Annotated in this window: 21 protein-coding genes; 10 read left to right on the top strand and 11 right to left on the bottom strand. The window is 62.6% G+C overall.

What is annotated here, in order from left to right:
• Window positions 1-29 precede the first annotated feature (29 nt).
• Window positions 30-1,226 carry a CaiB/BaiF CoA transferase family protein gene (locus tag ACWF6P_RS08345; protein ID WP_452620788.1) on the top strand — a complete coding sequence of 399 codons (1,197 nt, stop codon included), beginning with the start codon at window positions 30-32 and terminating at the stop codon, window positions 1,224-1,226.
• Window positions 1,227-1,232: 6 nt separating this feature from the next.
• Here the strand turns inward: ACWF6P_RS08345 and ACWF6P_RS08340 are convergent, their stop codons facing one another.
• Window positions 1,233-2,453, bottom strand: a complete 1,221-nt coding sequence (locus ACWF6P_RS08340; RefSeq protein ID WP_452620698.1) for an acetyl-CoA C-acetyltransferase — start codon at window positions 2,451-2,453, stop codon at window positions 1,233-1,235.
• A gap of 308 nt (window positions 2,454-2,761) precedes the next feature.
• On the opposite strand from ACWF6P_RS08340, the gene ACWF6P_RS08335 reads away from it, so the two are divergent.
• On the top strand, window positions 2,762-3,952 hold the full coding sequence (locus ACWF6P_RS08335) for an acyl-CoA dehydrogenase family protein (protein WP_378446882.1): 1,191 nt from the start codon (window positions 2,762-2,764) through the stop codon (window positions 3,950-3,952).
• Between the two features lie 50 nt (window positions 3,953-4,002).
• On the opposite strand, the gene ACWF6P_RS08330 is transcribed toward ACWF6P_RS08335, so the two are convergent.
• A complete protein-coding gene (locus ACWF6P_RS08330; protein WP_452620697.1) occupies window positions 4,003-5,673 on the bottom strand; it encodes a chitobiase/beta-hexosaminidase C-terminal domain-containing protein in 1,671 nt (556 codons plus the stop codon).
• A gap of 182 nt (window positions 5,674-5,855) precedes the next feature.
• Here ACWF6P_RS08330 and ACWF6P_RS08325 point away from each other — a divergent pair, with 182 nt between their 5' ends.
• On the top strand, window positions 5,856-6,746 hold the full coding sequence (locus tag ACWF6P_RS08325) for a LysR family transcriptional regulator (protein ID WP_452620696.1): 891 nt from the start codon (window positions 5,856-5,858) through the stop codon (window positions 6,744-6,746).
• Here the strand turns inward: ACWF6P_RS08325 and ACWF6P_RS08320 are convergent.
• Window positions 6,680-7,609 (bottom strand): LysR family transcriptional regulator, encoded by a 930-nt coding sequence (locus ACWF6P_RS08320; RefSeq protein ID WP_452620695.1) that lies wholly within the window; start codon window positions 7,607-7,609, stop codon window positions 6,680-6,682. The two genes, ACWF6P_RS08325 and ACWF6P_RS08320, sit on opposite strands and share 67 nt — an antisense overlap.
• A 202-nt stretch (window positions 7,610-7,811) precedes the next feature.
• On the opposite strand from ACWF6P_RS08320, the gene ACWF6P_RS08315 reads away from it, so the two are divergent.
• Genes ACWF6P_RS08315 through ACWF6P_RS08290 form a run of 6 tightly spaced genes read left to right on the top strand, consistent with a single transcriptional unit; the run spans window position 7,812 to window position 13,871 of the window.
• On the top strand, window positions 7,812-9,371 hold the full coding sequence (locus ACWF6P_RS08315; RefSeq protein WP_452620694.1) for an AMP-binding protein: 1,560 nt from the start codon (window positions 7,812-7,814) through the stop codon (window positions 9,369-9,371).
• Window positions 9,368-10,414, top strand: coding sequence for an MBL fold metallo-hydrolase (locus ACWF6P_RS08310; RefSeq protein ID WP_452620693.1), 1,047 nt, complete (start codon window positions 9,368-9,370; stop codon window positions 10,412-10,414). The genes ACWF6P_RS08315 and ACWF6P_RS08310 overlap by 4 nt, the downstream gene beginning before the upstream one ends.
• 38 nt (window positions 10,415-10,452) lie before the next feature.
• Window positions 10,453-11,214, top strand: coding sequence for a crotonase/enoyl-CoA hydratase family protein (locus ACWF6P_RS08305; RefSeq protein ID WP_283302961.1), 762 nt, complete (start codon window positions 10,453-10,455; stop codon window positions 11,212-11,214).
• Window positions 11,211-12,023 carry an enoyl-CoA hydratase/isomerase family protein gene (locus tag ACWF6P_RS08300; RefSeq protein WP_452620692.1) on the top strand — a complete coding sequence of 271 codons (813 nt, stop codon included), beginning with the start codon at window positions 11,211-11,213 and terminating at the stop codon, window positions 12,021-12,023. The genes ACWF6P_RS08305 and ACWF6P_RS08300 overlap by 4 nt, the downstream gene beginning before the upstream one ends.
• 30 nt (window positions 12,024-12,053) lie before the next feature.
• Entirely contained in the window at window positions 12,054-12,956 is a 903-nt protein-coding gene (locus tag ACWF6P_RS08295) for a LysR family transcriptional regulator (RefSeq protein WP_378531376.1), read from the top strand.
• 3 nt (window positions 12,957-12,959) lie between these two features.
• On the top strand, window positions 12,960-13,871 hold the full coding sequence (locus ACWF6P_RS08290) for a LysR family transcriptional regulator (protein WP_378647225.1): 912 nt from the start codon (window positions 12,960-12,962) through the stop codon (window positions 13,869-13,871).
• On the opposite strand, the gene ACWF6P_RS08285 is transcribed toward ACWF6P_RS08290, so the two are convergent.
• The 5 genes from ACWF6P_RS08285 to ACWF6P_RS08265 all read right to left on the bottom strand — a co-directional run bounded on the left by ACWF6P_RS08285 (window position 13,868) and on the right by ACWF6P_RS08265 (window position 20,067).
• Window positions 13,868-14,830 (bottom strand): NAD(P)H-dependent flavin oxidoreductase, encoded by a 963-nt coding sequence (locus ACWF6P_RS08285; protein WP_452620691.1) that lies wholly within the window; start codon window positions 14,828-14,830, stop codon window positions 13,868-13,870. The two genes, ACWF6P_RS08290 and ACWF6P_RS08285, sit on opposite strands and share 4 nt — an antisense overlap.
• The gene (locus ACWF6P_RS08280; RefSeq protein ID WP_452620787.1) at window positions 14,827-16,479 is read right to left on the bottom strand and encodes a class I adenylate-forming enzyme family protein; all 1,653 of its coding nucleotides are present in this window, start codon (window positions 16,477-16,479) and stop codon (window positions 14,827-14,829) included. Before ACWF6P_RS08280 ends, ACWF6P_RS08285 begins: the two co-directional genes overlap by 4 nt.
• A gap of 41 nt (window positions 16,480-16,520) precedes the next feature.
• Window positions 16,521-17,285, bottom strand: coding sequence for an SDR family NAD(P)-dependent oxidoreductase (locus ACWF6P_RS08275; protein WP_378446871.1), 765 nt, complete (start codon window positions 17,283-17,285; stop codon window positions 16,521-16,523).
• A 53-nt stretch (window positions 17,286-17,338) separates the two neighbouring features.
• Window positions 17,339-18,469, bottom strand: coding sequence for a thiolase family protein (locus ACWF6P_RS08270; protein WP_378531386.1), 1,131 nt, complete (start codon window positions 18,467-18,469; stop codon window positions 17,339-17,341).
• 134 nt (window positions 18,470-18,603) lie between these two features.
• Window positions 18,604-20,067 (bottom strand): MFS transporter, encoded by a 1,464-nt coding sequence (locus ACWF6P_RS08265; protein ID WP_378446870.1) that lies wholly within the window; start codon window positions 20,065-20,067, stop codon window positions 18,604-18,606.
• A gap of 196 nt (window positions 20,068-20,263) precedes the next feature.
• Between ACWF6P_RS08265 and ACWF6P_RS08260 the strand changes: the two genes are divergently transcribed.
• The gene (locus ACWF6P_RS08260; RefSeq protein WP_378647211.1) at window positions 20,264-21,421 is read left to right on the top strand and encodes an acyl-CoA dehydrogenase family protein; all 1,158 of its coding nucleotides are present in this window, start codon (window positions 20,264-20,266) and stop codon (window positions 21,419-21,421) included.
• Between the two features lie 66 nt (window positions 21,422-21,487).
• Here ACWF6P_RS08260 and ACWF6P_RS08255 read toward each other — a convergent pair whose 3' ends face one another.
• From ACWF6P_RS08255 to ACWF6P_RS08245, 3 genes are read right to left on the bottom strand one after another with little or no spacing between them, the layout of a single operon-like run.
• Window positions 21,488-22,708: a CoA transferase gene (locus ACWF6P_RS08255; protein WP_452620690.1), complete on the bottom strand. Its 1,221-nt coding sequence runs from the start codon at window positions 22,706-22,708 to the stop codon at window positions 21,488-21,490.
• Between the two features lie 31 nt (window positions 22,709-22,739).
• On the bottom strand, window positions 22,740-23,738 hold the full coding sequence (locus ACWF6P_RS08250; RefSeq protein ID WP_452620689.1) for a MaoC family dehydratase: 999 nt from the start codon (window positions 23,736-23,738) through the stop codon (window positions 22,740-22,742).
• On the bottom strand, window positions 23,735-24,610 hold the full coding sequence (locus tag ACWF6P_RS08245; protein WP_452620688.1) for an HpcH/HpaI aldolase/citrate lyase family protein: 876 nt from the start codon (window positions 24,608-24,610) through the stop codon (window positions 23,735-23,737). Before ACWF6P_RS08245 ends, ACWF6P_RS08250 begins: the two co-directional genes overlap by 4 nt.
• Window positions 24,611-24,682: the final 72 nt, after the last annotated feature.

The following is a 24,682-nucleotide window of genomic DNA, read 5'->3' as shown; positions in this document are numbered from 1 at the left end:
GGTGTAAAACTTCTGGGGTGACTACTGACATGGGACAGCCGAACTCGGACCTTCCGCTCGACGGAATCACCGTAGTTGCACTCGAACAGGCGGTGGCGGCACCGCTCGCCACCCGACATCTCGCGGACATGGGTGCGCGGGTGATCAAGATAGAACGCGTTGGCGAGGGTGACTTTGCGCGTCACTACGACCAAGCGGTTCACGGTCAGGCATCACACTTCGTGTGGCTCAACCGTTCCAAGGAATCCATCGCCGTCGACGTGAAATCGGAATCCGGCCGGCAGATCGTTCTCGACCTTGTCGCGCGAGCCGACGTGTTCCTGCAGAACCTGGCTCCTGACGCTGCCGCGAGACTGGGGTTCGGCGCGGAAGAACTGCGCGAGAAATTCCCACGGCTCATCGTGATCGACATGTCCGGCTACGGCAGCGCCGGCCCACGGCGCGAGCGCAAGGCCTACGACATGTTGGTCCAAGCCGAGACCGGAATGATCTCCGTGACAGGCACGCCGGAAACGGCCACCAAGACCGGCATCCCGGTCTCGGACATCGCGGCAGGAATGTACGCGCTGACTTCGATTCTGAGCGCCCTGTTCCGTAGAGAGCGAACGGGCAAGGGAGCGCTCGTCGAGGTCTCGATGTTCGATTCGACCGTCGAGTGGCTGGGTCATCCGATGTACATGAAAATGTATGCGGACAAGCAGATTCCGCGCGTCGGTCTCGGCCACGCGGCCATCGTTCCCTACGATTCGTATCCGACTGCCGACGGCGAGATCCTGATCGGCGTCCAGAACGATCGTGGATGGCGGGCACTGATGGTGGACGTGTTCGAGCGCGAGGATCTGGTCGATCATCCGCGGTACCGCACCAATATCGTGCGCGTCGAAAACCGCGGTGAGGTAGACGAATTGGTGGGTTCTCTGACTCATCTGTACTCGACGGCAGATCTGGATCAGCGCCTGGCCGCCGCTGGTGTTCCGGCTGCGGCACTCAACGACATGGCCGGTCTGCTGGAACATCCGCAGCTGGAGAAGCGCGCCAGGTGGCGGTCCGTGGGCACCGAACACGGTCCGATCGATGCCGTGTTGCCTCCGATGACGTACTCGGATGTCGAAATGCGCATGGGTGATGTTCCAGCTCTCGGCCAGCAGACGGATTCTCTGATGGCCGAGTTGGGGCGTACCGACGATCAGATCACGAATCTCCGACGAGACGGATCGATCGGTTGACGCTCCCTAGCGTCGAAGGTTCTCGAACACCGCTGCAATCCCTTGTCCGCCGCCGATGCACATGGTCTCGATCCCGTACCGTCCCTGGCGCCGGTCGAGTTCGCGCAGCAGATTTGCAAGGATCCGCCCACCGGTTGCGCCGACAGGATGTCCGAGCGAGATGCCGGAACCGTTGACGTTGAACCGTTCCTCGATGTCCTGGGCGCTCAATCCCCAGGCCTTGGCGCACGCGAGAACCTGGGCCGCGAAGGCCTCGTTGACTTCGATGAGGTCGATGTCGTCGAGTGACAGGTCGACCCGGGAGAGTGCCTTCGCCACGGCAGGAACCGGGCCGATGCCCATCCGGTTCGGCTCCACACCGGCCACACCCCAGCTGACCAGTTTCGCGAACGGTCGCAGGCCCAGCCGTTCGGCGTTGGCAGCAGTAGTGACGATGGCGGCTGCGCCGGCGTCGTTCTGGCCGCACGCATTACCGGCGGTGACCGTGGCTTCGGGATCGACGCGACCTCGAATGGGGCGCAGTGCAGCGAGATCGGCCAACTGAATCCCTCGGCGCGGATGCTCGTCGCGAGTGACCACCGTCTGCTCACCACGGCGTCCGGGCACCGAAACGGGAATGGTCTCGTCGTCGAAATACCCGCTGTCCTGGGCATGAACTGCCCGCTCGTGTGATCGGACCGCGTAACGGTCCTGCTCGTCGCGAGTGATCGAGTACTCCCGACGCAAGTTCTCGGCGGTCTCGATCATTCCGCCCTCGACCGGGAAGTTGACTCCGCCGGAGTTCGTGCGCGGTTTGGCCAGTCGGTCGTGGAACTCGACGGAAGGGCGCTTTGTGCCCCAACGCATGTCGGTGGAGTAGAACTCGGTTCCGCTCATGCTCTCGGCGCCGCCGGCGATGACCAGGTCGCTCATCCCGGTCTGTACTTGCATCGCGGCGTAGATGATCGCTTGCAAACCTGAACCGCAACGGCGATCGAGTTGTATTCCGGGAACGGACACGTCGAGACCGGCGTCGAGTGCCGCGATTCGCCCGATGGCCGCAGCCTCTCCGTTGGCGTAACCCTGACCGAAGATGACGTCGTCGACATCTGTGGACGCAATGCCGGTTCGTTCGACGAGGCCACGCACAACAGTGCCGGCGAGAGTGGTGACGGGAACGTCCTTGAATACTCCGCCGAATCCGCCTACCGGGGTGCGAACGGGTTCACAGATGACTGCGTCGTGCATGGAATGCGCCTGTCTCGAGGAGAGGTGGGGAATGCGTCGCGTGAAGGGACCGATCGAAGGGCCACCGCGACCTGGCCACTCGAATATCCAGCACGCGCGGCGGGATTGTCAACAGTGGGAACGACCTGTTCGGACATAGTTTCCGCCATACGGTTCGTATGTGAAATCGACTTTGACACATATACCGTTCAAGGATTGAATGGACGCACGACCTCTGCTGAGCACGGCTCGCCGCTGGTTGAAAGTTCCTGTAGTCGAATCTGTTTCGTCGACAGGAGAGTGCGAAGTACCGACTGACAGGTGGAACAGTGACTCGTTTGGCGCAGACGGCGGGATTGACCGAAACCCAGACCGACATCGTCGGGGCGGTACGAGAGTTCGTCGATCGCGTCGTCATCCCCGCGGCGCAGGAACTCGAACACTCGGATACGTATCCGACCGACATCGTCAAGCAGATGAAGGACATGGGTCTGTTCGGACTGACCATCGACCCCGAGTACGGGGGAATCGGCGAATCACTGCTTACCTATGCGCTGTGCGTCGAAGAGTTGGCCCGCGGATGGATGAGCGTGTCCGGTGTCATCAACACGCATTTCATCGTGGCTCACATGATTTCCGCGCACGGGACGCCGGAACAGAAGGCGAAGTACCTGCCGCGTCTGGCGTCCGGAGAGCTCACCGGCGCATTCTCCATGTCCGAACCTGCATTGGGTTCGGACGTTGCCGCGATCACCACCAGGGCGCGGCGCACCGAATCGGGCGACTACGTCGTCAACGGCCAGAAGATGTGGCTGACCAACGGTGGTTCGTCGACGCTGGTTGCAGTCCTGGTCAAGACGGACGAGGGCGCGGAGAAGCCGCACAACAATCTGACGACGATATTGATCGAGAAGCCCGCAGGTTTCGGTGAGGTACTCCCGGGCCTGACCATTCCGGGCAAGCTCGAGAAGATGGGCTACAAGGGAATCGACACCACGGAGATGATCTTCGACGGTTTCGAGATCGCAGCCGAAGAGGTTCTCGGTGGCACCCCCGGTTTGGGATTTCGGCACATGATGGACGGCGTCGAGATCGGCCGGGTCAACGTCGCCGCTCGCGCTTGCGGAATCGCCCAGCGCGCTTTCGAACTGGCTGTCACCTACGCCAAGCAACGCGAGACTTTCGGCAAGCCGATCGCCGAGCATCAGGCCATCGCGTTCCGGATCGCCGAGATGGGCACCAAAGTCGAAGCGGCCCATCTGATGATGGTCAACGCTGCCAGGCTCAAGGACTCGGGTGAGCGCAACGACGTCGCCGCAGGCATGGCGAAGTACCTGGCGAGTGAATTCTGCTCGGAGGTCACGCAGGACAGCTTCCGTATCCACGGTGGGTACGGCTACTCCAAGGAATACGAGATCGAGCGGTTGATGCGCGAGGCGCCGTTCCTTCTGATCGGTGAAGGCACCAGCGACATCCAGAAGCAGATCATCAGCAAGGGCCTGCTTCGCACGTACAACTGAGCCGAGAAGCGGCACCGCGAATATGCGCGGTGCCGCTTTGTCGTGTCGGGTCAGCGGTTGAAGGCCAGGGTTGTCACCGGTGACCGGTTGCCGTATGCGTCAACGGCTTCGACGCGGGCTTCGTATGCGGTGCCCGCTGCGGCATCGGGAATCGGAATGTCGAGGCTGTTCGGCCGCGGCATGAAGTAGAAGTCCGAGAGCACCTTCGACGAGACCACCTTCGCTCCGGTGGCCGTGTCCGTGACCTCGACGGCGTAGTGGTGCACCATCTGATCGTCCTTGGCCTGCGCGATCCTCAATGCGGTCGCACCGTTTTCGCCGGTCGTCACCGAGAGCGGGGTGGTCGTGGTGAATTCCGGTGCGTGCGTGTTCCGTGCGCCCGAGGTGTAGCGGAAGTTGTCCTTGATCTGCTGGTTGGTCGAACCGTCGAGCTCGACCGTCCACCCCGAACCGCTCAGAGTGCCGGCGCTCGAGTACGGCGGCTGCCAACTCGCCGACCATGCGCCGCCGGCGTAGATGTCGTGCTTGTCTGCCGCCATGTTGATGCGGTTGATCTCCGTGCGGTCTTGGTAGACCTCGACGAAGAGTGCTTGGGCCGTAGGTGATTCGAATCGGTTGGCGAGACCGGATTCGGTCACCATCTGATAGCCGTGATCGATTTCGATGTACGACATCGAACCGTCGTTGACCGACGTGAAGTCACGCTGATGGATCGACCGATCGTCGTTGTTGTTCAGATGCGAGTGTCCGGAGAAGAAGATTGCCTGTGGGAAGGCGCTCAAGTCCTCTGTCAGTCGTGGATTCGACGCTTGCTGGCCGTCCATGGCCGTGTTGCTGGCAGGTCGGTGGCCCTGTACGAGAATCGGTTTGGTCAGGTTCGCCGAGTCCGAGGTGATTTCGGTCAGGCGGGACTTCAGCCAATTGCGTTGTGCTGAATCATTGTTGTATGTCTCGGTGTTCACTGTGAAGAGATGGACACCGCTGACGTCGGATTCGTAGTATCCGCCACCGGAATCCGGGAACCACTCTGTCGGGTATCCCGCTCTGATCGCCGCGAGACTTGCATCGTGGTTGCCGTTGGAGATCAGCAGTTGGGTGTCGTTCATACCCTTCCTGGCGAGGTTTGCCTGGAAGATTTCTGCGACGATCTTGTGATCGGGGCCCTTGCCGTCTCCGTTGTCGTTGATCATGTCGCCGTTGGACAGGATTGCGTCTGGTTTCGGGAAGATGGAACCGATTGTGTCGAAGAAGCTTTCGTACTTCTTGTCGTTGTTCGCGTGATCGCCGACGTGGACGTCGGACATCACGACGACCTGAGCCAGCGGCTTTTCCGAGGTCTTGATCAGGTAGCCGAACGAGACCGCCGCGCTCGCGTGATCGCCGCGGAAAGCGGCGACAGTGACGTTGGTGTCCTGTGCGATCTGCAACGGATGTCCCGGCGTGGCAGCTTGGCTGTCGGTGGTGGGTGTCGTTCCGTCCACGGTGTAGCGGACGGTGGCGCCGCGCTCGGCGGTGAAGGTCAGGTCGACGGGGTGCTCGTACCGTCCGCCGGGGACGCTGACGCCGGGCGCTGCGGGCGGCGTGTTGTTCTCACCCGAAGAGCTGCCCCATTCGAAGGACGAACTGCCCCAGCCGGGTTCGGCTTGGGGTTCGGCGGGGGCGATGCCGGGAACGGCGAGAGCCGCGGTCACGGCTGCTATCGCGATGGTCGTACGTCTCACGAGGATTCCTTGTCTTCGACGCGGTGGTTCAGACCTATCCGTAATTGGTCTGGACCAATTACGGTAGGTGGTGCCGGGTAGAAGAAGGTGTGTCCTGAATGTCCGATTAATGAAGCGTGTGTGAACACCCTGCAGTGCTTGCTACCGGTATACCTGGCTTCGTTTATGGCAAAGTCGACGGCGTGGACCTACGTCAGATCGAGTACTTCCTTGCCGTTGCCGGTGGGGAGTCTCTGTCGACGGCAGCGCAGAATCTGTCGGTCACCAAGCCGTCGCTGTCGCAGGGGATTCGTGGTCTCGAGCGCGAACTCGGAGTCGAACTGTTCCACCGTGTCGGTCGCGGTTTGGTTCTGACGGCAGCAGGTCGGGCGTTGGTAGGGCCGGCCAGGCAGATGATGCGCAGTAGTGCGGCCGCGTTCAATGTCGCGATCGGTACGGCCGACGAGCCTCGTGGGCGCCTCGACATCTTTTCCGCGGCACATGGTCTCGAAGGCCCGATCGCACGCATCGTGGCGAACTTTCGTAAGCAGTGGCCTGGTGTCACCGTACGTGTCGGTGAACTACCGCAGCGTGCGACAACCGAACAGGTCCTGGCAGACGGCGCGTGCGAGGTGGTCTTCAGCTATTGGCCCCCGGACATGTCGGCGCTGTCGACAAAAGTGATCGGGGTGAACGAGTACTGGCTGGCAGTGCCGTCGGGGGTACACCCGGATGTGTGGCCCAACGGAGTGAAACCCGCTGTAGGAGAGCCGGTGTCATTGACGGAACTGCCCGATCTTCCGGTGGTGGGCGTGCTCAAACACTCGCGGGCGCGGCTCGCCATCGAGTCGTCCCTGCAGGCTGCCGGTGCCACGACTCGAATGTCGACGGAGCTGGCGCAGCGGGAGACCGTCGGCGCGTTCGTCTTTGCGGGTTTGGGTATGGCGTTCATGGAGCGTTCGCTGGCTGAGAGATCGGTCGCGTCCGGCGCGGAGATATTTCCGGTGGAGCCGGCGATCTCGCTGAATTACGGCGTCGAATTCGATCCGGAGACGCTCTCCCCGTTGGGCAGGCTGTTCGTAGACGGCTTGTGACGTGTCGAGAGTTTCTCGATGTACGCGGACCCGGCCGGCGAGAGCGGCCCGTCGCGGTAGACCAAGATCGTCTGCCGGGTGATCGGTGGGAACAGCGAGCGAACCTCAGCTGCCGGGGAGTCTTGTTCGGCGATCGATCTGGGAAGCAGTGCGGCGCCTACGCCTTGGCCGACCATCTCCCGGACGGCAAGGCGATCAGGTACTTCCACCACGACGTTGGTGAGTTCCAGGTCGTCGTCGACCGAATGCCCGCGCCTGGCTGCAGAGGCCTCGACCACCATCGGCAAGCGCGCAACCACAGCGCGTGGAACCGGGTCGGGTAGTTCTGTGGCCAGGTGAACGGGGACAGACAAGACCGTTTCCTGGGTACTCACGGAGATTTCTCGAAGCCCGTCGGAGACACCGGCACCCGGGTGGGCTTCGAGAAACCCGAGTTCACACGCGCCTGCTCTGACCAGTGCTCGCACGTCCTGTGCGTTCGCGACGGCGTTCGTGGAGAACCGAATTCCGGGTGCCGTCAGATGGAGGCGTCCGGCGACCTCGGCCACCGGGTCGATGGCCAGATCGGACTGGACAGCTAGGGCGAGTTCCCCGGCACGCAAGGTGGTTACCGCAGCCACCGCGGCTTCGGCCCGGGCAACGTCGGACAGCAACGCACGTGCAGACTCGGCGACTGCCAGTCCGACTGTGGTGGGAGTCAAACCGCGAGTGGTGCGCTCGAAGAGTGTGGCTCCGAGTGCTCGTTCGAGGTTGCGTACGGCCTGCGACAGTGACGGTTGCGAGATACGCAGGACGTCCGCGGCCGCAGTGACGCTGCCGTGGTCGACGACGGCGACGAGATACTGCGCGCTGCGTATGTCCATCCCGGGTGCCTGCATCTGACGAATTCTCCCAGATGACGGTGCCCTGGCTGCGGTGACTTGCTGCGACCTGCAGACATAGGTCTGAGCTATGGCTCTGTGCGCCTTCTCGTCTTTGTGGCGCAGGCCATAGCGATGGTCGACTGTTCCAGTACCACTGACCGCGGTTCGCGCTCGGTGAGTACCTGGAACACAGGAGCGTGATGTGTGCGAGCTTCACCTACCCAACCGGATACGCCACTCGGCGTCGACACGGCCGTTCGATCCGGCGATCACGTGCGGCGACCGAGCTTTGACGTGGGCCGAGCTGGACGGCGAGACCAGTGCCTTGGCGAGTGCGTTGGCAGAAGTAACCGCGACGGGCGCTCGTGTCGGCGCGCTACTGCGGATGGGTCTCGAAGGCGCGGAAACCTTCATCGCGTGTGCGAAGGCAGGCGCTGTGTTCATTCCGTTGAACTGGCGGCTCAACCCACGCGAACTCGTCGACATCGCCGAGGACGCAGAACTCGACGTCTTGATCGTCGACGACGAGTTCGCAGTGGGCGCGGCAGCGATTTCCACAGCGTTGCCGCACATCGCGGTCATCACCGTGGGAGCCGCAGGGGGTCTGCCGGATTCGCGAACCTGGGCGGAGTTCGTGGCGTCCGGGACGGGCGTCGACCCCGGACTTGGGCACGAGCCAGACGCAGCGGTTCTGCAGCTGTACACGTCCGGGACCACCGGCCGGCCCAAGGGAGTCGTGGCCACGCATCGGAATCTGTACAACGAACCCGCGGGGTTCGACGTGTACGAATTCGGTTCGAATGCAGTGGCACTCGACGCGCTGCCCCTCTTTCACATCGCCGGTGCAGGCTGGATGAGTACGTGCCTGTCCGCCGGAGTGCCTTTGGTGCTGCTCGGAGACATGGCGCCGGCTCGGGTCGCTGATGCCATCGCGACTCACCACGTCACCCACGCATTTCTGGTGCCTGCGGTCATTCAGACGCTGGTAGATCTGCCTACCCTCGACAGGTTTGATCTCTCCAGCTTGCAGGTGGTCGCGTACGGGGCGTCGCCGATCACGCCGGCACTCCTCGCCCACGCGATGAACGTGTTGAACTGCAAATTCGTTCAGCGATACGGGATGACCGAGACAACGGGTTCGGTATCCGTCCTTCGCGCCTACGACCATCATGTGAGTGGGCCGCGATCGGACTTGCTCCGCTCTGCAGGAAAACCGATGATCGGCGTCGAGATCTCCATTCGAGACGTCACGACTGGAGCAGAATTGCCGCCCAACAAATCCGGTGAGATCGTCGCGCGCAGTAGAAACAACACTCGCGGGTACTGGCGACGTGAACGTGAGACCGCCGAATTGTTCACCCACGACGGTTTTCTCCGAACGGGCGATGCCGGTCATCTGGACGACGAGGGCTATCTGTTCGTCACCGATCGTCTCAAGGACATGATCATCACCGGCGGCGAGAACGTTTATCCGATCGAGGTGGAATCCATTCTGGCCGAGCACCCTTCGGTTGCCGAGGTCGCGGTTGTCGGGGTTCCCGACACGCGCTGGGGTGAATCCGTGACCGCAGTCGTCAAACTGGTCGACGGTGCCGCGGTGCCCAGCGTCGAGGAGTTGATTGCTTTCAGCACAGCGAAGTTGGCGTCGTACAAGAAGCCTCGCCAGATCCATTTCGTGGACTCTCTACCTCGCAATGCGAGCGGAAAACTGCTCAAGTCGAGCCTGCGGACCATGCTGAACGCGAGCGGAGAAGCATCATGATCGTGACCGAAGACGTCGGCGTCGCACAACGTGAGGCGTGGGCGAACAAAGTCCTTCCACCGGTGGAGCAGGTACGGGACGGATTGTGGTCGATCCCTGTTCCCATGCCGGACAACCCTTTGCGCTACGTGCTCGTCTACGCGCTCGCCCTCGACGACGGACTAGCCCTCATCGACGTCGGTTGGGATCACGAACAGTCGTGGCAGGCTCTGGTCGACGGCATAGGGTCGATCGGATACCACGTTTCCGAAGTGCGGTATGCGGCAATCACACACCTGCATCCCGATCACTTCGGCCTGGCGCCGCGCCTTCGGCAGGTCAGCGGTGCAACGTTGGCGATGCACGTGGCCGACGCGACGCTTCTCGGATACCACGGCCCCGAGCAGACTCGCAACGACATCAGTGGTTGGAACTTGCAGTTGTCCGAACTCGGCGCGCCGGCGGAAGTGCTCGATGCCTCTCGGGTCGACCTGGTGCGGTTCGCTGAGCACGAATCCATCGACGTTGTTCTGGGCGATGGGGATTCACTCGACCTACCAGGATGGAATCTTCGCGCCCAGTGGACGCCCGGCCACACCCCGGGACATCTCTGCTTCGTGGAAGAGGACCGGGGGTTGTTGTTCAGCGGCGATCACATGTTGCCGAGGATCAGCCCGAACATCTCCACGATTCCCGGTGAACTCGAGAACCCGCTCCATCGTTATCTGCTCTCGCTCGAGGCGACGACAACCCTGGGTGAATGCGAAGTCCTTCCGGCACACGAATATCGATTCCGGGGGATCGCTGATCGTGCACGTCAATTGATGGGGCACCACGAGGAAAGATTGGCGGAAATTGTGGAGGCGGTGCAGGCCGAGCCCGAGTCCACGGCCTGGGACCTCTCGCGCACGATTTCCTGGTCTCGCCCGTTCGATCAGATGTCGCCGCGGCTACTTCGCCTGGCAGTCCGCGAAACACATGCTCATCTTGTTGTTTTGGCCAAGCGGGAGATCGTGACACCGTCCGGCGGCACGCCCGTGCGATGGAGCCTCCGCGCTCAGTGACCTTTCAAAAATTCTCATCACGGAAGTAGGAACCGAACATGAGCGTCGTGCTCACCGACTTCGCCGACGGCATTGCCGTCATCACACTCAATCGTCCCGAGGCCAAGAACGCGGTCAACCTGGAACTCGCGAAGGCCTTGGCGGCCGCGATCGACGAGTTCGAGGAACGGTCCGATCTCACCATCGGAATTCTGACCGGGGCTGGTGGAACCTTCTGCGCAGGTATGGATCTCAAGGGATTCGCACGCGGCGAGCGACCATCGCTGCCCGGTCGTGGGTTCGCCGGTTTGACCGAAGCTCCGCCGTCGAAGCCGCTGATCGCAGCCGTCGAGGGTTGGGCACTCGCCGGCGGTTGTGAACTGGCGTTGGCAGCGGATCTGATCGTGGCATCCTCCGACGCGAAATTCGGCTTACCCGAAGTGAAGCGGGGGCTTGCCGCGGCCGCCGGTGGCCTTCTGCGTCTGCCCAAGATTCTCCCGTATCAGCTCGCCATGGAGATCGCTATCACGGGTGACCCACTCAGTGCCGCCGTGGCGCATCATCACGGCCTGGTCAATCGACTCGCCGAACCGGGACAGGCTCTGGCTGTCGCACGCGAGCTGGCGGCACGAGTAGCGGCAAACGGTCCGCTGGCTGTGCGCGCGACGAAGCAGGTGCTGGCAATGTCCGCCAAGTACACCGATCCGGATGCCTTTGTCGCGCAACGCGAATTCATCGATCCGGTCTTCGCATCTCGGGATGCCAAGGAAGGTGCCACCGCATTCGCCGAGAAGCGCTCTCCCGTGTGGAGTGGTTCATGAGTGCCGAAACCGTCGAGCGCGAGGCCGTAAGCATCGAACGCACGGGCGCTGTCGCAACGATCGTTCTCGATCGACCGCATCGCCGCAACGCGCTCGATCTTGACGCCTGGATCGCGCTCCGTGAAGCGGTCCTCGAACTTCAGGAGGACTCGCAGATTCGCTCGGTGATCCTGACTGGCGCGGGTGGCACCTTCTGCGCGGGTTCCGATCTGGACAAACGCGGCTCGTCGCATCCGCTCGATCGGATGCGCGTCATCAACGCAACGGCAGCTGCCCTGGGTGAGTTTCCCAAGCCTCTGGTGGCAAAGGTCGACGGGTTTGCCGTCGGAGCCGGATGGAACATGGCGTTACTCTGCGACTTCGTCGTGGCAGCCAAAGGCGCGAAGTTCAGCCAGATCTTTGCCAAACGCGGGTTGTCGGTCGACTTCGGGGGTTCGTGGATCCTGCCGAGACTGGTCGGACTCCAGCAAGCCAAGCGACTGGTGATGCTCGCCGAGACGATCGACGCTCAGGAAGCCTACGAACTCGGATTGGTGACCTATCTGGTCGAACCGGCCCAACTGGACGAACACGCGTCGACACTGGCGCTACGGCTCGCCGACGGTCCGCCTGCTGCATTGAGTCAGTCTGCGGCCATGCTCGAACATCACACCTCGCTCTCGTTGCGGGAAGCACTCGACAACGAGGCAAGGGCACAAGCCGTCAATTTCGCGACGGACGCTACCGACGCGGTTCGTGCCTTCGTGGAAAAGCGGGATCCGATCTTCACCGGAGAGTGGGCGGTACCAGGGGCAACTCGCGTGGAGTGAGCGACAGATCGCTGGTCGTATGATGAGTGAGTGGACCTGCACTTTGTCACCTACTTCGTCGCTGTTGTCGACCACGGTGGGATAACGAAGGCCGCTCAGGCTCTCTACATTTCGCAGCCATCACTTTCACAGGCAATTCGTACGCTCGAGCGTCGACTCGGCGCCACGCTGTTCGACCGGACGGGTAGACGGTTGGTTCTCACCGATGCCGGACGAACTTTCGATCTCGCGGCCAGGCGAATACTTGCCGACGTCGAGCGCGCGAAGGCCAAGGTGACCGCCGTTCGCGAACTCGAGTTCGGCCGCGTGGACGTCGTCTCGTACTCGGCGTTCTCGATCGATCCGATGGTCGAGTTGGTCCGTCGATTCCGGGCCAACTTCCCGAAGATCGTCGTGCGCGTTCTCGACACGTACGGCCCGGCCGGGGTGGACAACGCGTTGCGGCGCGGATCGGCCGAGGTCGGTGTCACCGATCTGAGTATCGGGTACGAAGGATTGGTCACGGCTCCGATCGTCACTCAGGAGTTGGTGCTCGCCACGCACGCGTCGTTGTCCGGCCGCTTGGTGGCGCCGTTGATCGATCCGGTTCCTCGAGCGCTACTGCACACTTTGCCTCTCGTCGTCGACCTCGGTGACCAATCGAACCAGTTTCGTGGTTTGCTCAGCGAAGGCGCCGAGAACGTCGTCGTGGATTGTGTCCATCCGGTCACGACGTGGGACCTGGTCCGTCGCGGAATCGGCGCCACCGTTGTTCCGAGAAAGGTTGCACAACAGCAGATGTCCGATGTGTGTGCCTTCTCGTTCGATCCGCCGCTTCGGCGCGACGTCGGCATCGTCTACCGCTCGGGCGAGCAATCGCCGGCCGCTGCAGCGCTCATCGCGACGGCTGCCGAGATGGCCGCGACGTACTCTTCATCCTCTGGGAAGGACTGAGCGGTGGAATTTCGACAGATGGAGTACTTCCTCGCGGTGGTCGAGAACAAGGGAATCAACGGCGCTGCAGCCGCTTTGGGTGTTGCTCAGCCGACGGTGTCCCAGGCGTTGCGCGGGTTGGAACGTGAACTGGGAGTGAGGCTTTTCCACCGGATCGGGCGCGGAATGGTGCTCAGTGCAGCCGGTCGCAGCTTGGTCGGCCCGAGTCGACAGGTTCTGCGAGACGTTGCAGCCGCGGCGGAACAATTGACGGCATCCGACGGTGCGATTGTCGGTCGACTCGACATCATGGCTTTTCCTGCTCTGACCTCCGGGACGATCGTCGATCTGATCGCGGAGTTCTGTCGACGGTATCCGCAAGCGCGAGTCAGATTTTCGGAACTCGAGCGGGAGGACAATCTGGAAAGTCTCATCCGGGACGGTCACTGCGAATTCGCGGTGGCACATCTGCCGCTCGAGGCCGGCGAAGGGCTCGAGATCGTAGAATTGGGGGAGCAGGAGTACCGCCTGGTCTATCCGGCGGGAACTGACCTACCCGAGGGGCCGGTACGCCTTTCGGAAATGCCGGACATTCCCATGGTGTTCGTTCCTCGCGGGGCGGCGATGGGTGACGCGATCGAAGATTCGATCCGAAAGGCCGGTACGAGAACGGAACTCGCAGTGGTCACGGAGCAGCGGGAGTCGCGGCTACCGATGGTCATCGCTGGGCTCGGCGGTTCGTTGGTCGAGCGCTCGGTGGCGAAATCGATGCCAGGTCAGGTGGTGGAGCGAGCCTGCGAGCCGAGATTCCTTCGTGCGTACGGTCTCGCCTTCGACCCCTCGACTTTGTCGCCGGTGGGACAGGCATTCGTGAGCTTGGTCCACGAATACCTGTCCGACGAATACCTGTCCGACGACTATCTGTCGCAGCCCTAGCGTCGGCAGATGCGCTCGCGGGCCGCCTCGTACTCGGATGCGAGACGCTCGACCACTGCATGCGTCGGAAGAACTGCGTCGACCGAACCGATTCCCTGGCCCGCGCCCCAGATGTCGCGCCAGGCCTTGGTGTCGGTATCGGTGGTCGCGAAACTCATTGCGGAAGGATCGGATTCGGCCAAGTTTTCCGGGTCCAAACCGGCAGCAACGATGCTGCCACGCAGGTAGTTCCCGTGTACGCCGGTGAACAGATTGGAGTACACGATGTCCGAAGCGCCGGAGTCGACGATCATCTCCTTGTACGCCGGATCGGCGTTGGCCTCTTCCGTAGCGATGAAAGCCGAACCGACATAAGCCAGGTCGGCACCGGCCGCGAGTGCAGCAAGAATCGAATCACCGTGAGCGATCGCACCCGACAGCAGTAGCGGACCGGCGAACCACTCACGAATCTCCCGAATCAGGGCGAACGGCGACTGTCTGCCGGCATGTCCGCCTGCCCCGGCGGCGACCGCGATCAGCCCGTCCGCGCCTTTCTCGATCGCCTTGCGTGCAAAGCGGTTGTCGATGACGTCGTGGAGAACGATTCCGCCGTACGCATGAACCGCATCGTTGATGTCCGTGCGTGCACCGAGCGAGGTGATGACGATCGGGGCCTCGAACTCGGCGATGGTGGCAAGGTCCTCTTCCAGGCGGTTGTTGGACCGATGGACGATGAGGTTGACCGCAAATGGTGCGGAGGGCTTCTCCGGGTGCTCGCGATCATGCTCCTCGCGCGCCACCGTGATCAGCTTGAGCCAATCCCGAAGTGCTGACTGCGGACGAGCATTCAGAGCCGGGAAAGACCCGATGATCCCGGACGTGCACTGCGCGATGACGAGGTCGGGCGTCGAGATGATGAACATCGGTGACGCGAGAACTGGTACCCGCAGTTGCGACGTCAGATCTGCGAAGGTTGTCATTTGGAACCTGCCTTGTCGACCGACTCGAGAAGCCTCGACCGGAGATCGGTTTTGAGGACCTTGCCGGCAGCGGAAGTCGGGAGTAGCTCTACCTCGACGACATCGCGAATCTTTTTGTACGGCAGCACTTGCTCGGCGACAAACGCCTTGATCTGCTCGGCGTCGAACTCGGCGCCCGGAATCATCACCACGAAGGCGACGGGTTCTTGACCGTTGCTCCCCACTTCGCGGCCGACGACCGCGGCTGTCGAGATTGCAGGATGCGAGACCAGAATCTCTTCGAGTTCACGCGGATAGACGTTGTACCCCTTGTAGATGAGCATGTCCTTGGCCCGGTCACAGATGAAGAGGTATCCGTCCGAGTCCACGTACGCGATGTCGCCCGTGTCCAACCAGCCGTCGACGAACTGTTCTGCGGTGGTTTCCGGATGTCCGAGATAGCCGTCGGTGACCTGAGGTCCACGTACCCACAGTTCGCCGCGTTCGTTCTCGCCCAGAACGGTCTTCCGGTCGAGTTGATCGCGAATCTGTATCTCGGTGTCGAAGATCGGGAGGCCGACGCTGCTCTGACGGTATTGCGAGCCGTTGATCAGCGGTGCGGCCGTGACCACACAAGTGGCCTCCGTCAGTCCGTATCCCTCGACGACCAGCGCTTTGGGAAATGCGCGGCGGAGCGCAGCGAGCGTGACGCTGTCGATCGGGGCGGCGCCGGAGGACACGACACACACGCTGTCGGTGTTACGCACCGTAGCGTCGGGATGAACCGACAGGGCGTGCCACATGGCGGGAGACCCGGTGAGGTAGGTGGCCCCTTGCTTTTCGATCAGCTCGAGCATCCGGCCGGGTTCGAACCGGCCGGCAAATACCTGAGTGAGCCCGGAAATCAACAGGAACGACGTGTTGAGCAACGAATGTGCGTGGAAGAGAGGTGAGACCACGATGGTCGCACCGGTTCCCGGCGTCGGACCGAGCACGTCGAGGCCGTCGATGCGTCGTGGCGTGACCAGACCGTCGGCACCTGCCTCCAACTCGTGTCCGGTTCTCCAACCACACATCTGCGTGATGTTGCCGACGACGTTACGGTGAAGAACGCGAACACCTTTGGACACCCCGGTGGTTCCGCCCGTGAACGCGATGTGTGCGATGTCGTCGCTACGGACGGTGGCAGGGGTGAATTCGGTGGGTAGGTCCGCGATGAAGGCGTCGAACGCGACGGCCGACTCCGGTGCGTCGAGCGCGCCCTCGGTGTCCTGGACCATCACGATCGTACGTACGGTGGTTCCTGCAGAAGCGGCCAGAAGGACGTGCAGCTGCGAACTCTGAGTGACCGCAGCAACGGCGGACGTCTCTTCGATCTGCTTGCGTAGGCCGAGCTCTGGTTGCAGCGGATTGACCAACGTAACGGTCGCTCCGGCTTGCAGGCAGCCGTAGTAGGCCTGGAGGAACTCGACGCAGTTCCCGAGGTGCATCAACACCACGTCGCCGACGCCCACTCCGGCTTGCCGCAATGCACCGGCGAATTGTGCACTGCGCTGGCCGAGTTCGCGGAATGTGCACGTGCGCTCGCCGTCCACGACGGCGAGGCGATCACCGTACAGTGACGCCATGCTGGGTGCCCAGTACGCCATCGTGGTATCCGGGTAGTGCATGTTGTGGCGCAGTTGTGGATTGGCGATCACGCTGGCGCCCGTCACCGGGGAGCCATCCGGATAGCGCCGTCGAGCCTGATGGTTTCGCCGTTGAGATAGCCGTTCTCGAGCATGGAGACGGCCAGCTGACCGAACTCGTCGGGTCGACCCAACCGTGAAGGGTTGGGAACCGAGGCTTCGAGGGCCGTGCGCACGTCTTCACGCAGGCGCGCCAGCAGGGGAGTGTCCATGATGCCAGGAGCGATGGTGTTGACGCGGATTCCGCGGCTGGCGAGATCGCGAGCAGCGGTGACCGTCATACCGACGATGCCGGCTTTGGATGCCGTGTAATTGATCTGACCGATCTGACCTTCGAATGCCGCGACCGACGCCGTCATGACGATGGCACCTCGCTCACCGTCCACGGCGTCGAGTTCGGCCATCCTCTCGGCGCCGAGTCGGAGTGCGTTGAACGAACCGACCAGATTCAGTTTGACGACGAACTCGAAATCCTCGACCGATCCGGCTTTTCCGTCCTTGTCGAGAATGCGCATGCGACGCCCGGCGCCCGCGCAGTGGACGACGCCACGCAGTCCGCCGCGCTCGTGCGCCGCGTCGAGTGCTTCCGCGAATTGTTCGCTGTCGGTGACGTCGGCCGCGGCGAATTGTGCGGCAGCTCCGAGATCGGCCGCCACCTGCTTACCGTCGGAAGAAGGCAGATCGATCAACGTGACCTGCGCCCCGGCGTCGAGCAGTCGTCGAGCGGTGGCCAGGCCGAGACCTGAAGCGCCGCCGGTGATCGCGGTGGAAAGTCCCTCGAGTTTCATGAATCAATTCTTCTTTCCTGCTGGATGACGTGTGGCCCGAAAGCGTTGTCGGGTCAGATCAATTCGAGAATGGTCGCATTGGCCATGCCGCCGGCCTCACACATCGACTGGAGTCCGTAGCGAATTCCCTGATCACGCATGTGATGTGCCAGGCGAGTCATCAAGATCGCGCCCGATCCGCCGAGTGGGTGCCCGACCGCGATCGCGCCGCCGAGCGGATTCACACGATCTACTGCCGCGCCGGTTTCGGCCTGCCAGGCAAGCGGGACGGGCGCGAATGCCTCGTTGATTTCGAAGGCGCCGATGTCGTCGATGGACAAGCCGGAGCGATCCAATGCCTTTGCGGTGGCGGCAATCGGACCGGTGAGCATGATGACCGGGTCATCGGCCGCGACCACTGCGGTGTGGATACGGACGAGAGGCTTCCACCCGCGTGCCCGGGCGTACTCACTGGTCGTGACGAGTGTGGCGCCCGCTCCGTCGGAAATCTGAGAAGAGTTGCCGGCGTGGATGACTCCGTCGGCGTCGAAGGCCGGGGGCAGCTTCGCGAGCGACTCCAGACTTCCGCCTCGCCGAATGCCTTCGTCTTGGGACAAGCCGGCGATCGGAGCGATCTGCCCGGTGAACGCACCTGCATCGGTGGCGGTGGCCGCGAGTTCGTGTGAGCGAAGTGCGTATTCGTCCAGAGCCGTTCGTGTGAGCGCCCATTTCCGGGCCATCATCTCGGCGCCGGTTCCCTGGCTGAAACTGTCCACCCCGAAGCGTTCGAGTACCGAAGCGGGGAAGTGCTCACCGTTCTTGCTGGCGGTCCCCATCGGTACTCGCGACATCGATTCGACGCCTCCGGCTACGACCACGTCGTTCTGGCCGGAGATGACGGTGGCCGCAGCGAAGGACACTGCCTGCTGGCTCGATCCACAGGCTCGGGTCAGCGTGACACCGGGAACGCTGTCAGGCCAGCCGGCGGCGAGTGCCGCCGTGCGGGCGATGCTTCCGGCCTGCTCGCCGACCTGACTGACGCATCCCCAGATCACGTCGTCGACCGTCGCCGCGTCGAGTCCGGTCCGTTCAGCGAGCGCACGCAGTACGTGTGCGGACAGCTCGGCCGGATGGATCTCCGAGAGGGCGCGGCCGCGACGGCCGATCGGTGTACGTACTGCGTCGACGATGACGGCATCTCGCATGTATCTCTCCTGCTGTTCGTGCCCGGTGTTGCGACTGTGCGGTTGGGGCGTTACTCGAGTCGATCACGAGCGGGACGACCCGGCAATGTCTTTCGGTGAATGGCTGTGTTAGCGAATGGCTATACGTGGAGTACTCAGCCGCGGATGAGCTTGCGGTCGCGTTCGGGGTTGGCGAAGACGAGGACCAGAACCGCGGCGACGACTCCGATGATGCCGATTGCCTGGAAGGACTGGGCGTAGCCGTCGGCCGGTGTTGCAGCGTTGTCCACGATGACTCCCGTTGCGTAGGGAGCAATCAGGCCGCCGATCGACATGATGGCGAGGAAGAATCCCATCGTTCCGGCAGTCTGCTGCGGCGGGCACAGTTCGGAGATCGCAGCGTTGATGAGCGGGAAGGTGATTGCCGAGAATCCGTAGCCGATCGAGACCATGGCGACGGCGACGATGGGAGTGGAGATCTGAGGCAGGAACAGGAGGATCGATCCGCAGATCAGAACGCCGACACAGGGGACGATGACACGAACCGTGCGAGAGGTGTAGCCGCGGCCGATCAACTTGTCCGTGACCGAACCGGAGGTGATCATGAGAACCAGACCGACGATCGAGGGCAGCGCGAACATCGAACCGGCTTGCATCGCACTGTATCCGAGGCCGACCTCGAAGTACGACGGCAGCCAGGTGAGAACCACGGTGGTCAGCGCGTAGATGGTGGCGATGAGGAAGCAGCAGCTGACGAAGGTGCGGGAGAGCAGGATCTTGCGCCAAGGAACATTGGGCTCGGTGACTGCCTTCGTTGCTGTCCCGGCTGCCTCGCTTGCTTCTGTATCTGCATTCTTGGTCGCCTTGACGGCCTTGCTCGTGTACGGGCCCTCGGACCAACCGGCCAGCCAGCAACCCATCCACACGAGTCCGAGGACGGAGAGCGAGAGAACCGCTGCACGCCAGCCGTAATGAACGGCGATGAAGGTCAGTACCGGTGCGAGGGCGATCTTTGCGACAGAGGCGGATCCGGCGAGCATTGCGCCGGGAAGGCCGCGCTTGGCCGGCGGGTGCCACGAGTACGCGGCGGTGTGCATTAGTGCCGAGCTGGGACCCTCGGCGAATCCGAGGAGCATGCGCGAGACGATCAACATCGCGAGGCTGGCGCCGAGAACGAGGGGAAGCATGACCACGGACCAGATGGCGGCCAGGATCAACAGCGCCCAACGCAGGGTCAGGTACTTGTTGAGCGGTCCGGCGAGGAATCCACCGATGCAGAACATCAGGAAGAAGAGCGAGCCGACCATGCCGATTTGCGACGACTTCAGTCCGAGCTCACGAGCGAGGGGCTGAGCGATGATTCCGAGGACTGCCTTGTCCGCGTAGTTGACGATGTAGAGGAAGACGACGAGCCCGGTCATCGTCCACGCACGCTTGCGGGTACCGAAGACAGGGACTGCTGACGAATCTGGCGTTGCTGTTGCTTCGGGCTGGACGTCGTTACGCTGTGGCGCGATGGGGGTCACGTGGCGTCCCTTCGAGACTGGTGGGCGGATGCGATCGTGCTCGAAGCGCGGCCTCGAAGCGATCGATGGTGTTGTATTTGCCGGCTGACCCATTCAACGTGTTCTGGATCACTTTGAGCAATGTCGCGTCGATGATCGGAACGATAGCGGTTGCCTATGTATCGCAGGTCAGGCCATATTGGTACGCCCTATCGGAGCCATAGTCGATGAGTGTTGGATCGGATGCGGAACAGTGAGGCAAGGTGAGAAAAAGGATCACCCTGTTCCCTCGACCGACTGGAGTTCATACATGCAGCGCACCGTGTTCAACGAGGATCACGAGGCATTCCGGGCCACCGTCCGCGATTTCATCGCGAAGGAAGTCACCCCCGTCCACGAGAAGTGGGAAGAGGACGGTTACCCGCCCCGTGACTTCTACCGGCGCCTGGGAGAGCTGGGCGTACTCGGAATTCAGGTGCCGGAGGAATACGGCGGAGGCGGCGAGAAGTCGCTCAAGTTCAACGTCGTCGTCGCCGAGGAAGTTGCTGCCGCCGGGGCGTCCTTCGGCTCGCAGTCGGTGCATACCAACCTGATCCTGCCCTACCTGCTCGAGTACGCGAACGACGAGCAGAAGAGCCGCTGGTTGCCGGGCTTCGCTTCGGGAGATCTGATGTTCGCGATTGCGATGACCGAACCGGGGACGGGTTCGGATCTGGCGAACATCGCGACGACGGCCAAGCTGTCCGAAGACGGTACGCATTACGTTGTCAATGGTTCGAAGACGTTCATCACCGGCGGGGTACTTGCCGATCGGGTCCTGGTTGTGTGCCGCACCGCGCCCAGCACGGCGGAGAACCGACGCACTGGTTTGTCGATTCTGGTGATCGATACGTCGTCACCCGGATACTCGGTGGGGCGCAAGATCAACAAGATCGGTCTCAAGACCTCCGACACTGCGGAGCTTTCGTTTGTCGACGTACAGGTGCCCGTCGAGGACCGACTCGGAGAAGAAGGTGACGGGTTCAGCTATCTGACTCACAACCTGGCTCAGGAGCGGTTGACCATCGCGTTCGGAGCAGCGGCCACCGCGAGCGCCGCGCTTCGCTTTGCGATCGACTACGTCAAGGACCGCAAGGTGTTCGGTAAACCCGTCGCGGCATTCCAGAACACCAAATTCGTTCTGGCCGAATGTGCTACCGAGGTCGATGCCATCCAGCTGGTGTCCGACAACGCACTCGAATGCCATGACCGCGGCACGCTGACGATTCCCGACGCAGCGAAGGCGAAACTGTTCTGCACCGAGGCGGCAGGTCGAGTAATCGACAAGTGCCTTCAACTGCACGGCGGATACGGCTACATCACCGAGTACCCCATCGCACGTCTTTACGCAGACACACGCGTCACGCGAATCTACGGTGGCACAAGCGAAGTCATGAAGACCATCATCGCGAAGGATCTTGGTCTCTGAATTGCAAGCTACGAACTTTCGGCCTCGGAACGATGTTCCGAGGCCGAAAGTATTTTCGTGGGTGGGTCAGTTCGCCGGAACCCCGACGACTCCGTCCGCGATCAGCGTCGAGGCGTGATCGGCGTTGGTTCCGAGGATGTCGGCGAGAACCGCGATCGAGTCGCCGCCGACCTCGGAGGCGGGTCCGGTGCCCAGGTGCGCGCCGTCGAACGAGGCGGGGTTGGCGGCAGCCAGATAGCGTCCGATTCGAGGTTGATCGAGTGCGGAGAACATCGGGTTGTTCGCGAGTTCACCCGATTTTACAACCTCTTCGAAACTGCGGTACCTCTCGAACAGAACTGACGATGTGTCCAGCGCTGCAGCGATCTCGGCGCCGCTGTGTTCCCGGAACCAGTGTGAGAACAGGGCAGTCAGCACCTCTCGATGACGGTAGCGGTCCGCTTCGGTGGAGAAGTCCGCTCCGAGTGCGGTTTCGACGGCGTCGACAGCCGCCGTGGTGCCGGTGACCGACGCAAGGTCGCGGAAATGGCGCGTAGTGAGGGCGACGATCATGAACCGTTCGTCGTCACTGGAGACGAAATCGATTCCGTACGTGCCGTAGACGGCGTTGCCACCGGACTCACGACTGCGGCCGTTCACCTGCACTTCGGTGAGGTAGCCGAGAGTTCCTGCGGTGGCCAACGCGACGTCTTCGAGCGGGAGCGTGATCCGAGATCCATGTCCGGTCGAGTCACGTTGGCGCACTGCGGCAGTGATCGACAGGGCGGCGTAGAGCCCGCATGCGACGTCCCAAGCGGGTAAGGCGTGATTGACAACTCCGGCGTAGTCCGCGGGGCCGGTGATCTGTGGAAATCCCAACGCGGCGTTGACCGTGTAGTCGACTCCGGGGCTGCCGTCGCGGCGCCCGAGGATCTCGAGAGTGATGACGTCGCTGCGCAACTGGGCCAGGGAGTCGTGGCTCATCCAGTTGCGGCCGCCGGCATTGGTGACCAGGATTCCGCCGCCAGGTCCTGGAGCCGTGACCAGTTGGCGAATCAGTTCCTGGCCGCGCTCGGCACGCATGTCCACCGAGAGTGAGCGTTTGCCCTTGTTGAGCCCGGTCCAGTAGATGCTTTCACCCTCGGCCGTCACCGGCCATCGGTTGTAGTCGGAGGCTCCTCCGATCGGATCGATCCGGATCACGTCGGCACCGAGTTGTGAGAGAGTCAGCCCGCACAGGGGTGCGGCGACAAAGCTCGAGACCTCGACGATGCGAAGCCCGGACAGCGGGCCGGGGGTCTGAGTCATCTGTGTTCCTCCGGGGTAGAAGAGTGTGCGGTCATGCCATCAACACGGTGAAACGCCAGTCGAGGACCGGAGTTTGTGTTGCAGAAGCATTGTGGGAGAAGACGAGCGAACGCAAGTGCACTGCGGTTCCGTGTTCGAGGGGCGACGAACCTTCGACGTGCAGTTCGCTCGAGAGGGTATCGCCCTCGTGAACGGGTCCGGCGTGATCGCACGAGTGCCACCCCAGCACTGTCACCACGTTCGGCAGTGCGCGAGTTGCCTGGGCGAGAGCAATCCCGATGGTGTGGCCGCCGTAGACGAGGCGACCGTGAGTGCCGACGCGCTCGTCGTGGTGCGTTGCTGCGATGTTCAAGCTCAGGCGGGCAAGTTCGGGGGCGCTCGAGACGACGTCGCCGCTGCTACGGAACACGGAGCCCACCAAACCTGATTCGAAGTGCTTGCCGGGCACCCACTCTCGATATGTGTCGAGGTCCCAGCCACTTGGTGAGACGTACGGAGCCGGTTCGAGCGGACCGATCGCACCGAGGTCGTCGGCGTGGCGGGTTCTCGTCTCGATCGGGTCGGGGCTCAGCGGGAGCATGGCGCAGCGGTAGAAGTCGAGGACCGTGTTGCCGTTCTGGTCAGCGGACGTCATCCGTAGCGCCGCAAGTCCGGTGGCGGCGCGTCCCGGCTTGGCCGAGTTCTCTCGTAGACCGACCACTTCGGTCCGTGTGTACAGGGTGTCGCCGAGCACGGGGAAGCGATGGAATCGCAGTCCACGGTAGAAGAGGTTCGCCTTGACGTGGTGAGTGACCACGGTGGACTGACCGATGGCAATGTCGGTGACCAGTCCTGGATTCGCCACTGGTGCAGTAGAACCCGTGACGCTCGACGACAAGTGTGCGTCGAGGGGCAGGCGCATGCGGTCGCCGAGAATTGCCTGATGGGCGGCGGCGAGTCCACTGGTCAACGTCACCGCGGGGGCTTCGTCGAAGATCTGTCCGTGGGTCAGCTCGTCGAAGTACGGTCCTCCTACGTAGTGCTCGCTCATACGGTGACTCCTTCGGCTCGGGCGAGCGTACGACGCGCTGCCACGGCCACAGCTTCGTCGAGCATCTGACCGTCGAGTTGGGCGGCGCCCGAACCCAGGGTCTCGGCTTCTTCGAGTGCGGTCAATACCCGCCGGGCCTCACTGACTGTGTCCTCCGAAGGGGTGAATGCGCCAGTGGCCGAGTCGATCTGCGCCGGATGGATGACCCATTTGCCGTCGAATCCGAGAGCGCTGGTCCAGTGCGCAGCGCGCCGAAAGGCGTCGTCGTCGGCGATGCCGAGAAAGGGCCCGTCGATTGCTGCGACGCCGGCCGCACGGCAGGCGATCAGGATTCTGTCCTGGACGGCAAGCCAGTGTTCCGGCAGCGCCGAGCGCGAGCGACCCAGTGCTGCACCGAGATCGGCGTATCCGATGATCGCGCCCTGGAGGCGAGGAGTCGCGCGGGCGATGGAGTCGGCATTCTGGACGCCTAGCGGAGTTTCGATCAGCGCTTGCAAGGTGGTGTGGTGCCCGCCTGCAGTCGCGAGGATCTGTTCGGCCTCGAGCAGTTCGTCGGACGACTCGACCTTCGGGACGATCACGCTGGTCAGCGATTCTCCGAGGGCGCCGCAGGCGATCAGGTCGTCGCGGGCCCACGGCGTTGCCAGGCCGTTGATCCTCACCGAAATGGTGCGCGTCGCACCGAACTCCTGCACCAGCGCGGTGACGAGGGCTCGCGCCAGGTCCTTGTTTGCCGAAGTGACGGCATCCTCGAGGTCGAGAATCACCTCGTCTGCGCTCGATGCGATGGCTTTGCGCGCCTTGCGCTCGTCCGAACCCGGTGCGACCAGAGACGCGCGGCGTCTGGTCGAGCGGTAGTGGTTCTCGTCCATGTGTGTCGATTACCTCGATCTGGGGTTCAAATGTACGGCCAGTTGTGAAAGTGATGAGCTGCCGTGAACGGC

Source organism: Rhodococcus sp. NPDC055024, from assembly GCF_053608585.1.
The sequence above is the reverse complement of the archived record's forward strand: the minus strand, read 5'-3'. Positions and strand labels throughout refer to the sequence as shown.